This window comes from Paenibacillus sp. J22P51, from assembly GCF_059692215.1.
In genome coordinates this window covers 74,615-88,432 of sequence record NZ_JCAUAZ010000004.1, presented here as the reverse complement: position 1 = coordinate 88,432, position 13,818 = coordinate 74,615, and the positions used below count along the sequence as shown (strand labels likewise).

The following is a 13,818-nucleotide window of genomic DNA, read 5'->3' as shown; positions in this document are numbered from 1 at the left end:
ACAAGATGTGCAGGTCAAATCGTAAGATCATCTTCATAGGATATCGCCTTCCTTTTCTTCAATAGAATTCATGAAAAGCTGCCTCGATGATTACATCCCAGCAAAATCCGATATCCGGTCCAAAATAGTGATTACTTCCGCATAGGTCACATCCCTTTTTGGCGAGAAAATCCGGTCCTCTGTTCCCGTCATGAACCCAAAATAGCAGCTCCGCTCGACGTTAGTCAAATAAACATCGCCGATTTCCTTTCCGTCTTGAAACGTAGAGTCGTAAATCGTGGAAGCATTTTTGAACGATACGCCGCAGCTCATCATGGCAACAGAAGCGATTTCTTCCCTTGTGATCGTTTCATTTGGGCGGAAGCTGCCCTTATGAAGCGCCATCATGCCTTTTTCAATGACCGCCGCCACTACGTTGTAGTCTGGTTCCGAGTTATCCATATCTGCGATGACGAGCTTGTTTATAGGCGTTGTTAACTTCCACATTCTCGCCAACATTCGGGCAATTTCCATTCGCGTAATCAGTCCTTCTGGATCAATCGCGACATCCTGATTAATAAACCCTTTGGAAGCAATCCGGCTGACAGCTGATGCAATCGGACTTTTCTCCGGAAGCCAGACAGCGGAAACAGTTGCCAGCACTTTGTAAGGCATGCTTATTTTCACCGCTCCCTGTCCATCCGCAGCACTTACCTTGACAAACTTGCCGATCGCATCCTCTGGAACCATATACGTCGGTCCAACTGAAACGGGACTGTAGTTATCGTCTTTTACATCTGCCATCAACCAGGTATACGTCAGCTTGTCTGCATCACCACCGATCAGAAGAGCTGATGCGCTCACGGTAGCACCGGGAGCAGGAACACCCAGAATCCTCGCTTCCGTCGGTCGTGGATATGCTTCTTCATTGATGGTCACGTTCTCCAACACGACATCTTTACCCCAGTTCAACGCACGGATTGGGTTTATCACGTTCGTAATTTCAATATTTCTCAAGACAAGCCCGGTAATTGGCACCTCTTCAAATGCTTCGAGAAAAATTCCATACTGCCCGCCATTGCCTTTTACATTTTCCATCACTATATTTTTAAACGCAGGGAGGTGCTCCCCATCCCTTCCTTCCGCATAAAACATCGTACCATGGATCGTCGCCTGATTGACCGTTTCGATAACAGAGTTTCGCAAGTAAACATTCTCAATCTTACCGCCTCTTCTAGCGTTCGTTTTCAGACGGAGCGGATACGTAAGATTCTGGCTGTCAAAATGGTTACCATCGGCAAATACATTCTTGATCCCGCCACTCATCTCGCTTCCTAATGCGATACCGCCGTGACCATCGGCAAACGTGTTGTTTCGGATCAAGATATTTTGGCAGGGTGTATTTAGTGTTCTGCCATCCAGGTCTCGGCCGGATTTGAGCGAAATGCAGTCATCCCCGGAATCAAACACATTGTTTTCTATTAAGATATAGTTGCAGCTTTCTGGGTCGACACCGTCGTTGTTTGCGCCATGAGAGCGAAGTGTCATTCCACGAACGATCACATTCGTACACAGAACAGGATTCACTTGCCACATGGGGGAATTGATCAGCGTTACACCTTCAAGCAGTACATTTTCGCAATAGATGGGTTGAATAAAATTCGGGCGCAGGTAACAGCCATCCCCAAATACCCGCTTCTCTACTGGAACACCTGCATTGTTCATATCCCTTAACTGGTTGCTTGCTTTCTCCTGCAGGCTAACTTTGCTTTCCGACCAGGTATGCTCAATCTGATGCTTCCAGTTCCACCACACATCGGCGCTTGCTTGCCCGTCTAATGTCCCTTTACCAGTAAGTGCAATATGACTTGCACGGTAGGCATAAATAAGTGCGCGATAGTTATAGGCAGGGGAAGCTTCCCAATGGCCATAGGCGACTGGATAATGAAGTTCATTAATTTCAGTCGTGAACTTCAGTACAGTGTTTTCATCCTCCAAGTGAAGATTCACATTGCTTAAAAGCTCGATGGAACCGATCAGATACGTCCCCTTAGGTACGTTGACGGTTCCCCCGCCATGTTCATGCGTATGTCTTATCGCCTTTTCAAAGGCTGGCGTATCCAATGTAATCCCATCGGATTTTGCGCCAAAATCCATCACACTCACTTTATAATCAGAAAATACGGGATCGTGAATACGGCTCAAAATCTCTTCCGCCATATCCCATGTCATAACGGATGCGGATGCTCTCGCGCTGCTTTGATGTACTTCCATAACTAACCCTCCTGATTTTTAAAGCGCATTCATTAAAGTGAAGACGCACTTCTCCTTAGATCGTTTTTTGTGATACAGGCCTTCGTTGTACCGATTCGGGGGATTTACATAATAATTGCCCGAACAAGGAAGCGAGCAGTTGTTGAAAAAGCATACACATAATAACAGGCATTGCGACGGGTGGCGGAAAAAACGAAATGGCCAGCACTGCGCCAGCGCTATTATTTCTCATCCCGCTATTAAACACCATGGTAACCATGATATCTCGGTCCCACTTTAGCCATCTGGCGATCAGCCAACCAATGACATATCCAGATGAAGCCATGACGACAATCACACAAGCTGTCAGGGCCAACTTACTGTCAATTTTAGTAAAATAAGGTGCCACCGCAGCACTGTTAATAGCAATGGTGAAAGCCAACCCTATTTTGGAGAAAGGCGATAAGGGGCGTCCCCATTTCTCCTTCACCTTTCCTTGCGAAAGTTGATTTAGGAGCATCCCCAATAAGGATGGAAGGACGATCATAAAGAAAAGGCCTTTCATCATACCAAACACATCCATCTTCACTTGTACGCCGAGAAATGCCTCCATCGTAAAGGGCACGAGAAATGGCGATAATAGTGTATCAATCAAAATGACCGATAACGTTAGCGCAATATTCCCCTTATAAATGGAAACCCACATGAAACTTACGACACCAGTAGGAATGACTACCATTAGAATTAGCCCAGTTCTAAGATAAACATCATCATGAAAAAATAAATTGCCGATGATCCATGCAACAGCAGGCATCAGCACATGCAGAGCAAGCATCGAGACGAAGATTGGGAACGGCTGAATTAACACTCTTTTTAAATCTTTGAAGTTCATACTTAAGCTGCCTGTAAATGTCATAAAACCGAAAATCCATGGTACTACGTAAGTAAAGGACTTTAACCATACTGTCAAAATAATTCCTAGAATAACACTCGTAGGAGTAATCAGCGGAAGCCATTTCTCCAGGCTCTTGTTTAAATTATGCAGCATTGGTTTCTCCCCCAACAAGACTTTAAAGCTCTGATAGCTTAACCTCGCTATAGGCCATAAGCAGTGGCGCTACACCGTGTCCATTATTACTCACGATGATTTCGTTCTCCGTATAATACTTAAATGTCCCATCACGAACCTTGCCCGTATCAGGGTTAGTGCCAAGTCCTGCACTTCTGCAGATCCCACCAAGCAGCACTTCTCCATTCTCCTCACGGAGATATTGCCGGACAGTGCCATCAAATGCAGACTTCCCGCGCTCGGCGTATTCTTTGGCAAGATAGCCAAGTCGCGAACCTTTCAACAAGGCATAAGCAAGCATCAAAGTTCCGCTAGATTCTAAGTAATTTCCTGATCTATCTCCCATATCAACGATCTGATACCACATGCCCTCGCTATGCTGGTATGGCAGCATACCTTCTAGTGTTTCTTGCAATGTCACTTTTAGCGGTTCGCTGTCAGCAGGTTCATCTTCCAGAAGCTCAAGCACGTCCACCAAGGCCATCACAAACCAGCCCACAGCACGTCCCCAGACATTCGGAGACATACCAGTCGTTTTGTCGCACCAAAACATGGTTCTGCTCTCGTCGTACGCATGGTAGTATAAGCGATTCTCTTCATTAAAAATAAACCTTTTGACGTTTGAAAATTGATTTATTGTATCGGAATAGTCCTTCTTTTCCTCAAACTCCTTTATATAACGCACATAAAACGGTTGCCCCATGTAAAGGCCATCCAGCCAAATTTGATTCGGATAATTTTCTTTATGCCAGAAGCTTCCGGACTTTGTTCTTGGATAGGTCTTCAATTGCTCATAGATCAAATCAAGCACATTCTTATATCTGGGATCGTTCTCTCTTTTGTACAAGTCAAAAAGAATGGTCGCTGGTCTGATTTGATCAATACTATAATAGCTCACATCTATGGCAGGAATACGGCCACCCTCATCATAAAGACGATCAATGAAGCTTTTGACGAACTGGTAATACGCTTCTTTACCTGATTGTTTATAGCTGTCCATATACGATTTGAGAATACAGTTCTCAATATAATGCCATCGCAAGGAAAACCATTTTCCTTCACTTTCTAAATATTGGTCTCTTAGTTGATCCAGCATTTGATACTTCATACGATTCTCTCCCGAATGGTTAACATGGTTAACTTAGCTGTCACGATATTGACCAGGTGTCATCCCTGTAAGCTTTCGAAATGTCCGGATAAAGCCAGTGGAACTAGCATAGTTAAGTCGTTCCGCAATTTCCGAAATTTTCATATTCGTCTCTTTCAGCCATTTCTTCGCCATGTTAACCCGATAGTTAGTTAAATAATCAATAAAAGTAACACCTATCTCCTTCTTAAAAACACGGCTGACATAAACAGGATGATATTTGAGCTGCCCGGCACACGATTCAAGGGTTATATCCTGCTCGAATCCTTCGTGAATCATTTCAAGCATTTGATGCGCGAGGTTGATATATTGCGAATCTGCGCGTCCTTTGAAGAAGGCAAGTGCAGGCGGCAGCAAATCCATCTTAAACCAAGACGTAATCTCTTGTACCGTGTTCAGCTTCATGAAAGAATGGAGCACGGACTTCGTATCGATTAAGCCTTCCAACTTACCGCCTTGCTGCTGGACTAAGCCATGAATCTCCGTGATCAGTTCAATCATCACGAATTGAAAATCGTTAAATCTGATATCTCTTTCCATAATCGACACAACGTATTGATCAAAATGTTCAAAGGTAGAGGTTGCATCACCCGTTTTTAATGCGTTTACTAAATAATCTTCCAAGTAATTCAGGGATGCTGCCAGATGCTTGCTGTTTTCTTGAACCGATTCGATATCCTCATAGTGAATGATGATATCGTTCCCTAGTCGGATCCTTCTCTTCAGCGCTTGCAAAGCCTCCGCATGCGCATTCATAGCATCCGTATACCGAGAAAACACCCGACTGATCCCGATGCTGACTTTCAGCTGAAGGAGTTCGTGAACCTTTGATTTAATTTGCTCTGCTGCCAGATGAAAACTCTTTTGCAGTTCCTGAGGATCTTCGACATCACCCGTAAGTAGGGATACCTGTGACTGATCCAGCAATAATGAACCAAGCAAACGATTAGCTGGCAAAAGCTCACTGACGATGTTATGGATAGCAAATAGCAGCAATTCCTTATCGCTTTCCATGTATCTCGTATCCTGAAGGGAATCGATCTGCAGCGCAATCACACCCATGGGCTTCCCTTTTTCCGCGAAGCCGTAAGTATCACACTTGAAAGCAAATTCGCTCTCAGTAACTTGTCCCATGAACAGTTTCAATAGGAAAAACTCTTTCATCTGTCCCGTTTGACCTTGAAGCTGCTGTTGAAGCTGCTTCCGTGTTCGAAATAAAGCATTAAATCTATCCTCGATATAGGCAAATTCATCTTTCTTGCGAGACTCCGTGGTTTCACCACCGAACTGCTCCATCGTCTGAAACAACCGGCGGATCGGAGAATACATCCGTCTGCTCCCATAAAATGCGGCAGTTGCAATAACAAGGAAGACGATCAAGCAGACATTTATTGTAACGAGTGCAATCTTCTTGGATTCCATCGTCACTTGATCAATGGAAACGACGGAAGCATAGATCCAATTATTCGACGATACTCTGTAATTCACAGCCGTATTTTTTCCTTCATAATAACCGTTTGCATCTGCGACTGTTTTCAAAGGCTCCAGGACTGAATCTGAAAGGTAGTCTGCACTCGCATTACTTAAGAACGGGATGTGTTCGCGATTCAGTACGTAGATATCTCCCAACTGCTTCGTTTGCGCTAACCCTTTTTCCATTTCTTTCTTCGACATTTCTATGATTAATAAAGCCTTCGGGGCTGTCGAGGGAGCGATCATCGGGAGTTTTACCACCATCCGAATTCCCTTCTCGTCAGCTAGCCAGAATAAATTTTTAGCATTCTTTGAGTAATCGTTCAAAAGCTCTTTATCCGAATAATCCTCCGTACCGGTAAAGCCTAGATTGCTGATCATCCAATCCTTTTCCAGGTTAATGAGATGAGTGTCAGCCACTCCCGATAAAGAGTGCAAGTTATATAAACCTTTAGCAAGGTTTGTGATTGTTTGGAAATCATCCTGTGTCAAAGCATTATAGAGGTTGAGTTCTACAAGCGGTGAATTTAAATATTGCACAGCGCCCATTTCTACACTTTTCAATACTTGCTCAATTCTCATCTGATTCTGCAGCAAAATTTGGGCATTGCTTTCTTTAACCTTTTTCTCTATATCCTGGGAGGAAATGTGATAGGAAATCATTCCGATTGTCGTGACTGGAATGGCAACCAGCAACATAGCGAATAGGATCATGCGATATAAATAGGTGGGCAAATTAATTCCTCACTTCTGTTTACTTTCGTATCAATGACCCTAATTATATCAAAACCAGCCGTCCGGTGTTAATTGGCGGACGGCTGCTTGCATGATTACTTCTTGGTTTGCGAGGTGCGGTCCTGAAGTTGATGAACGGAAACGTTCCCCCAGCTTAAATCTTCCACGCGATATTTGTTGATCTGATCCCAGTCAAGCTCCATACCTAGACCAGGTAAGTCGCGGCCTGGAACAAGCAGATATCCGTTCTCGTATTGAACTGGATTTTTAACAATATCGCCAATATACAATTCAGGTCCTGTCGGATCTGACGTATAGTTCAAATTCACAAGTGAGCTTCCCAGATGTGCCATAGCAGCTGTACCTACAGACAGTTCCTGGGTTGTGCCTATCAAGCACGATTTCCCAGCGACTTCTGCCGCCGCCGCCGCTTTCCTAGCAGCGGTTATTCCACCGATAAAAATAGGAGATATGTTAAAAATATCGACAGAATCATGCTTAATCATTTCGGATTGCTGACGGAAGCTCCACACGTGCTCGCTTACTGGGTATTCCGTGTTCATTCGGTAATGATGAAGTCCCTCGAAATCATTCTGAACAGCTGGACTCTCCACCATTTGGAAATCGTATTGCGACAATCGCTTCGTGGCCTTCAACGCGGATTTCCAATCTAACAGATGACTGAAGTCCAGCGATTTAATCGTTACTTTCGATCCGAATTCCTTTTTCACGCCATCCAAAAATGCTTCATCGGCATCCAAGTTTTTTCCAACATAAAGTCGAAATGTATCAAAACCTTTACTAAGTCTCTCGCGAACAATTGCCAGATTTTCTTCTACCTCTTCCATGAAACGATGTCTGAAAATCGGGTAGCAGACTTTAATTTTCTCTTTGATTCTTCCGCCAATAAATTCAGCTACGGAGATTCCGAGCGATTTTGCGCAAAGATCGTGTAAAGCCGCATCAATCCCGTTACGGATAAAATTACCCTTTTCATAATAAAACATCGTTTCTGGGAAATTGCTGAGCAGCTCCTTATTTAGCAATGAGATATCAAATGGGCTCTGGCCTAGCAAGATGGACTTGAGCACCACAGCCATGTCCTGAATGTCTAATGAATAATGAGGAAGATGAGAGAAGTCCGACATTTCACCAATACCTGTTAATCCGTTATCAGCGTCAATCTCTACGATGACATGCTTGCAAACAAACCCTGTATTTCGTGGCATTGCGATAACCGTAAGTCTAAGATCTGAAATTTTCATGATGTTAGCAGCCCCCATGCTCTTAGTAAGTTCGTTACTTCCTTCTTATCCGATTCATTCAAAGGATCAACAGGTTCGCGAGTAACACCTGCACGTAGCCCCAACTGTTCCATCGCTTCCTTCACAGCGACCACATTGTTACCGGCATTATATTTGGCACGCAAGTTCTCGAAAGGCAGAACATCTTCCCACAGCTTCCATACGGTAGGCCAGTCTTGGTCCCGCAATGCTTGCAGCATCCCTTTCGAAATACTAGGATTCACATTGATTAAGCCTGATGTAAATCCCTTTGCGCCTGCATTGTAGAAGTAAGGCGCCCACTTTTCAGCCGTGCCGCAAATCCAGGCGATGTTGTACGCTGCGCTGATTTTGCGTACAGTTTCGGTAAAACGAGGCAGATCGTTGATGGCATACTTCACACCCACGCATTTATCCAGCGGTGCCAGACTATACAAAATATCGTCCGAAACATGAGCATCTTTCAAATAAAGAATGGACGGAATATCCAGGCTTTCAATCACATTACGGTAATAGGACACCGCACCTGGCGTCGTGATGTAGGGATGAATGGGCTGATGGATCATCACACAATCCGCACCAACCTGCCCGGCATGCTTACCAAGCTCTACCGCAGTTTCAACGGAATATCCGATGCCTGCCATGACAATAGCGCGATGATTTACGATCTCAACGACCCGTTTGGTCACTTCCTTTGCTTCTTCCAGCGTTAACGCATAGAATTCGCCAGTGTTTCCGCAAGGCACAATCACTTCGGTACCATTGTCCAGCAAGAACTCAATATTCGCTTCCAGTCCTTCCCAGTCAATCCGGCGCGTCTCTTCATCAAAAGGTGTAATATTGATAGCTGAAATCGTTTCCAGCCTTTTACTGAATGCAGCATAATCCATCTGGGTTCTCTTCCTTTCGTTTCACTCCAACTACTATGGTGTAACCACTACCGTTTTGACCTGTGTGAAAAACTCGATGGCCGCTCTTCCTTGTTCACGAGAATACGAACTGGAAAGCTTCATACCGCCAAAAGGAGCCTGCGGTTCAACACCGGCAGTTTCACCGTTTACCTTAATCAAGCCTGCCTCGATACGGTTTACAAAGTGATGAATATGCTTTTGATTTTGTGTGAAAACTGCAGCAGCCAATCCATAACGAACACTGTTAGCAAGATCAATCGCATGGTCGAGATGATCGGCCTCATTAATCACTAAGACTGGACCGAAAATTTCCTCTTGAGCCAGTGTAGATTGCGGGTCTACATTATCTAGAATCGTAGGCTCAATATAGTACCCTTTGGCAAATTCGCCTTCCGTCTTCGCTTTACCACCAGCAAGAACTTGGGCTCCTTCCCGGATACCGTTTTGGATAAAGTTAAGAATCGACTCATATTGACGCTTAGATACAACAGGTCCAAGATAACAATCGTTTTTCAGCGGATTAGACAACTTAATACGGTTCGCCCGCTCAATTAACAATGAGGTCAATTGTTCCTTCACCGACTTCTCAACAATCACGCGGCTAGTAGCCGTACACTTCTGACCCGCAGATCGCATAGCAGCGCTAATGATGACATCTGCCGCTCTTTCCAGATCGGCATCCGCAAGTACAATTGTCGCGTTTTTCCCGCCCATCTCCAATTGATATTTCGCATGACGGGACGACGCGGCTTGCGAAACTTGTTTGCCTACGCTATCCGAGCCCGTGAATGAAATTCCTGTCACATCAGGATGATCTAGAATTCGCTGTCCGACAACGGATCCTGAGCCGCTTACAAGCTGGACGACGCCTTTCGGCAAGCCGCTCTCTTCCAAAAGCTGCATGAGTTTGGAAGCCGTTATAGTGGAATGTTCTGCAGGCTTCCATACGACTGTATTTCCGAATATTAAAGCTGGCGCCATCTTCCATACAGGAATGGCAACAGGAAAATTCCATGGAGTAATAAGACCAACGACGCCAAGCGGTACACGCGTCGTGTATAAGTGGGATACCCCATCTGTGGATGGCAATACCTCGCCGATGCTACGAAGTCCTTCGCCTGCGTAATAGCGGAACAGCACGACAGCACGATTAACTTCACCTCTTGCTTCGCCAATCGGTTTACCCATCTCAGCAGTGAGAAGCTGTGCCAGCTCCTCAAGATGATCCTCAATCTTTTGCGCTGCTTTAAACAAATAATTTGCTCTTTGTGTTCCTGACAAACTAGACCAACTCGGAAGCGCTTGCTTTGCACTCACTACAGCTAGATCAACATCTTCCGCGCTCAATTGAATGCTGCGTCCTACTAACAACTCCGTATTTAGGGGACTGTAATGATCTTTAGAAGGGCGGCTGCCGGGTTCTACCCAGCAGCCATTGATGTAAGCCGTTTTTTCGATGACATTTACATTTGTAAGCATGTTCTCACTCCGTCTCTCAGTCTCTATATTGAATGAACTCTCTATTTCTTCAGCTTGTTGTATTCTGCCGTATATTCAGCAATAACCTTCTCGCCGCCAGCTTTCATCCATTTATCGAGTTCTGTCTGCCAGCCAGCATCATCGATTTTACCCATAATATATTTGGTTTGGGCGTCTCGAATCATATTATCAAGCTCTCCGCCTTTTTCAGCGTAGGTCTTCGAATTAAACGTCAGGGCCACATTCGGAACAACACTTTTCAAGTTTTCTTGAGCGATCTTCGAGCCTTTCGCTTGAAGATCGGTTTGCTTCAATGGAAGACCTTTTCCTGCTGTTTCAAATGACGGCAAGCTGTCACGGTATGGTTTCACTTCAAGGTTGAACGTTGTCAAATCCTTAATTTGACCTTTACCATCATCTGTCTTGGTAAAATGTTTGCCTTCAATACCTCTCGTCAGCAACGTTGACATCTCAGCATCTAACATCTTATCGAAGAAGCCTAATAGACGCTTCAGCTCCGCTTCTGTCTTAACGCTTGATTTAGGGAAAAGGAAGAAGCCGTTGTTCCCAGACTCAGCTGGCACTTTAAGTCCAGTTGGTCCTTCGAAAGGCACGACATCTACAACTGCAGTCGGCGTAGACTTCAGAACGTTGTCAGAAGAGAGCGCTGCCGCTGTTGCTACCGTGTTAACACGGATGCCGACTTTACCCGCATTCCATTTATTATCGGAATCAGCTGTTTGCACGATGGAGAAATCCTGATTAATTAATTTTTCCGAATACAATCTTTTCAACAACTTCAATGAATCCATATAAGGCTTCGTCATAAATTCAGCAACGATTTTCCCATTCTCCACACCCCATTTGTTAGGTGCGCCATTCGGAACAGAAAGACGAGTCATGAAGCTGCTGCTAAGAACTGGATCATTATAGTTTTTATCTAGGAAGAATCCGTAAGTATCCGCTTGACCGTTCTTATCTGGATCTTTTTCTGCTACGGTTTTCGCCATATTGTACCAATCATCAAGCGTAACTGGCGGCTTCAATCCGAGGGTACCAAAGAAGTCTTTACGGTAAATGATACCGGCACGTCCAATATCACGGTATAACGGCAGTCCATACAATTTGCCATCCACTTTAATGTTGTCGTAATACATCGGACTAAGCTCAGATAGATTCTTGTAATCCTTCAATAGCGGACCAATTTCCCAGAACAACCCAGACTGAATGGCATTAAGTGTCGAAGCGTTAGCTTTCACTTTAAAGGCTTTCGGCATTTCGTTAGAAGCAATCATGATGTTCTTTTTATCTTCAAAGGCAGCATCTGGAATCCATTGAATATCGATTTTGGCATTCGTGTATTTCTCTATGGCCTGCTCAATATCACTGCCTTTTTTAGGCGCTTCCCCAACCTGAGGCGTTGCGATGGTCACCTCTAGAGGCGTGTTATCCACCGCCGTTTTCTCCTCTTTCTTCGAGTCTGTCGCGTTTCCACATCCAGCAAGTGTACCTGTTGTCAATGCGATGGAGCAAAGTAGAGCCATATACCGTTTTTTCATCTTTCTTACCCCTCCATAATTATGAATAATATGGTACATATGCAAAGATAAACCTTAGTAGGTTATCCCTTTACCGAACCTAATAAAACGCCTTTTGCGAAATGCTTCTGTAAGAACGGATATACGAGAACAATTGGTATTGTCGCGACCACAATGGAAGCCATCCGAATCGTTTGGGGCAAATAATCCGTCGGATCGGACTGTGAGGTCGAATCTCCAATTTTATCTTGAGACATGAGAACAATTTGCCTAAGCACAACCTGTACCGGCCATTTCTCAGAATCGTTGATATAAATAACTGCATGGAAGAACGTATTCCAATGTCCCACCGCGTAAAACAGTCCAAAAGTCGCCATAGCTGGCATGGACAAAGGCAGCACGATTCTGAATAAAGTACCGATATCGTTACAGCCATCAATTCTCGCAGCATCTTCCAAACCATCTGGAATTTGCTGAAAAAAGTTTTTCAGAACGACTAAGTTAAACGCACTGATGGCTGTTGGTATCATAAGAGACCAATATGAATTGATCAGGCCGACCGATTTAACGACAAAGTAGGTCGGGATCATACCGCCACTGAAAAGCATCGTAATGAGAATCAGTAACATAAAGGTCTTACGCCCACGTAATGTGGCCCGAGCCAATGGATACGCTGTAAACGAAGTGAGTATAAGATTGATCAATGTTCCTAAAACGGTTACATAAATCGATACTCCGATACTTCTAATCATGGTGTCTGTTGAAAAAATATATTTATACGCGCTAAGCGTAAATTTGGTAGGTATCAAAAGCAATCCGCCCTTGACAACCTCCGAAGGAGCTGCAAACGATACCGAAACAATATAGACAAACGGTATAATAGTGATCAAGGAAATGAGGGTTAATAACGCATAGTTAACCCAATCGAATACTTTATTGCTTAATGTCTTGTCATTCGTTGGCATTGTTTATCTCCACCTCCTAGTAAACGCCTTCTTCGCCAAATTTCTTCGCTAGTCTGTTCGCGCCGAGGACAAGTACCAGCCCCACTAATGATTTGAACAAACCAACTGCTGCACTGTAACTATATTGAGCCTGTGTCAAACCCTTCAGATACACATAGGTATCGAACACTTCGCCCACTTCACGGTTCATAGAGTTCAGCATAAGGAAGATATGCTCAAAGCCTGTATCAAGGAAGCTGCCCAATCTTAGAATAAACAGAATCACAATCGTGCTGCGGATAGCAGGAATCGTAATATGCCAGAGTTGACGCCAGCGACCAGCCCCATCCATCCGAGCAGCCTCATACAATTGCAAATCGACGCCAGATAAAGCGGCTAAGAAGATAATCGTCCCCCAACCTGCCTCTTTCCAAATCGATTGCGCAATAATCATGGGTCTAAACCATTCTTCGCTTAGCATAAATGAAATTTTCTCAAACCCGAACTGCGCTAGCAATTCATTAACGATGCCACCCTCTGTTGTAAATAGCACATAAAATATACCCACCGCGACTACCCACGAAATGAAATGCGGCAAATAGAGCAGTGTTTGGACGATTCGTTTGAACATCTCTCTTCGCGCTTCATTTATCATGAGAGCTAATAGGATCGGAAGCGGAAAAAAGAAGACTAAATTATAGATGGCTAACAATAAAGTGTTTCGAAATAGTGACCAGAATTGAGGCTCCATAAAAAAACGTTCAAAATGTTTAAAGCCAACCCATGGACTGTTTATAAATCCGACAAAGGGCTTATAGTCCTGAAAAGCCATGACCAGACCAAGCATCGGCACATATTTGAATACGACGAAATACAAGATCCCGGGAAACAAAAGTAGATACATCCATCGATCTCTTATGAGATCTCGTACTAGCTGTGATCGTTTAAATGAGCTTAATCGAGCTCTTTGCATTTGTGCTTCTAAGGGTTGCGGCACTCGACTTCCT

Annotated in this window: 10 protein-coding genes; all 10 read right to left on the bottom strand. The window is 44.3% G+C overall.

The window, feature by feature from the left end:
• Positions 1–90: 90 nt before the first annotated feature.
• On the bottom strand, positions 91–2,253 hold the full coding sequence (locus AC58QC_RS11305; protein ID WP_497415242.1) for a glycosyl hydrolase family 28 protein: 2,163 nt from the start codon (positions 2,251–2,253) through the stop codon (positions 91–93).
• Positions 2,254–2,308: 55 nt separating this feature from the next.
• Positions 2,309–3,280, bottom strand: a complete 972-nt coding sequence (locus AC58QC_RS11300) for a bile acid:sodium symporter family protein (protein WP_497415241.1) — start codon at positions 3,278–3,280, stop codon at positions 2,309–2,311.
• A gap of 22 nt (positions 3,281–3,302) precedes the next feature.
• Positions 3,303–4,409, bottom strand: coding sequence for a glycoside hydrolase family 88/105 protein (locus AC58QC_RS11295; RefSeq protein ID WP_497415240.1), 1,107 nt, complete (start codon positions 4,407–4,409; stop codon positions 3,303–3,305).
• Between the two features lie 33 nt (positions 4,410–4,442).
• Positions 4,443–6,656 (bottom strand): helix-turn-helix domain-containing protein, encoded by a 2,214-nt coding sequence (locus tag AC58QC_RS11290; RefSeq protein ID WP_497415239.1) that lies wholly within the window; start codon positions 6,654–6,656, stop codon positions 4,443–4,445.
• A gap of 95 nt (positions 6,657–6,751) precedes the next feature.
• Positions 6,752–7,921 (bottom strand): mandelate racemase/muconate lactonizing enzyme family protein, encoded by a 1,170-nt coding sequence (locus AC58QC_RS11285; protein WP_497415238.1) that lies wholly within the window; start codon positions 7,919–7,921, stop codon positions 6,752–6,754.
• Complete coding sequence (locus AC58QC_RS11280; protein WP_497415237.1) at positions 7,918–8,829, bottom strand: dihydrodipicolinate synthase family protein; 912 nt, start codon at positions 8,827–8,829, stop codon at positions 7,918–7,920. The genes AC58QC_RS11285 and AC58QC_RS11280 overlap by 4 nt, the downstream gene beginning before the upstream one ends.
• Before the next feature lie 33 nt (positions 8,830–8,862).
• Positions 8,863–10,329 carry an aldehyde dehydrogenase family protein gene (locus tag AC58QC_RS11275; RefSeq protein WP_497415236.1) on the bottom strand — a complete coding sequence of 489 codons (1,467 nt, stop codon included), beginning with the start codon at positions 10,327–10,329 and terminating at the stop codon, positions 8,863–8,865.
• Positions 10,330–10,370: 41 nt separating this feature from the next.
• On the bottom strand, positions 10,371–11,888 hold the full coding sequence (locus tag AC58QC_RS11270) for an extracellular solute-binding protein (RefSeq protein ID WP_497415235.1): 1,518 nt from the start codon (positions 11,886–11,888) through the stop codon (positions 10,371–10,373).
• A 62-nt stretch (positions 11,889–11,950) separates the two neighbouring features.
• A complete protein-coding gene (locus AC58QC_RS11265; protein WP_497415234.1) occupies positions 11,951–12,832 on the bottom strand; it encodes a carbohydrate ABC transporter permease in 882 nt (293 codons plus the stop codon).
• 16 nt (positions 12,833–12,848) lie between these two features.
• On the bottom strand, positions 12,849–13,784 hold the full coding sequence (locus tag AC58QC_RS11260; protein ID WP_497415546.1) for an ABC transporter permease: 936 nt from the start codon (positions 13,782–13,784) through the stop codon (positions 12,849–12,851).
• Between the last annotated feature and the right edge of the window lie 34 nt (positions 13,785–13,818).

Excerpts from the sequence above, each read along its gene's own strand:
- AC58QC_RS11305 (WP_497415242.1), bottom strand. The coding sequence starts at position 2,253 with ATGGAAGTACATCAAAGCAGCGCGAGAGCATCCGCATCCGTTATGACA.
- AC58QC_RS11300 (WP_497415241.1), bottom strand. The coding sequence starts at position 3,280 with ATGCTGCATAATTTAAACAAGAGCCTGGAGAAATGGCTTCCGCTGATT.
- AC58QC_RS11295 (WP_497415240.1), bottom strand. The coding sequence starts at position 4,409 with ATGAAGTATCAAATGCTGGATCAACTAAGAGACCAATATTTAGAAAGT.
- AC58QC_RS11285 (WP_497415238.1), bottom strand. The coding sequence starts at position 7,921 with ATGAAAATTTCAGATCTTAGACTTACGGTTATCGCAATGCCACGAAAT.
- AC58QC_RS11280 (WP_497415237.1), bottom strand. The coding sequence starts at position 8,829 with ATGGATTATGCTGCATTCAGTAAAAGGCTGGAAACGATTTCAGCTATC.
- AC58QC_RS11275 (WP_497415236.1), bottom strand. The coding sequence starts at position 10,329 with ATGCTTACAAATGTAAATGTCATCGAAAAAACGGCTTACATCAATGGC.
- AC58QC_RS11270 (WP_497415235.1), bottom strand. The coding sequence starts at position 11,888 with ATGAAAAAACGGTATATGGCTCTACTTTGCTCCATCGCATTGACAACA.
- AC58QC_RS11265 (WP_497415234.1), bottom strand. The coding sequence starts at position 12,832 with ATGCCAACGAATGACAAGACATTAAGCAATAAAGTATTCGATTGGGTT.
- AC58QC_RS11260 (WP_497415546.1), bottom strand. The coding sequence starts at position 13,784 with ATGCAAAGAGCTCGATTAAGCTCATTTAAACGATCACAGCTAGTACGA.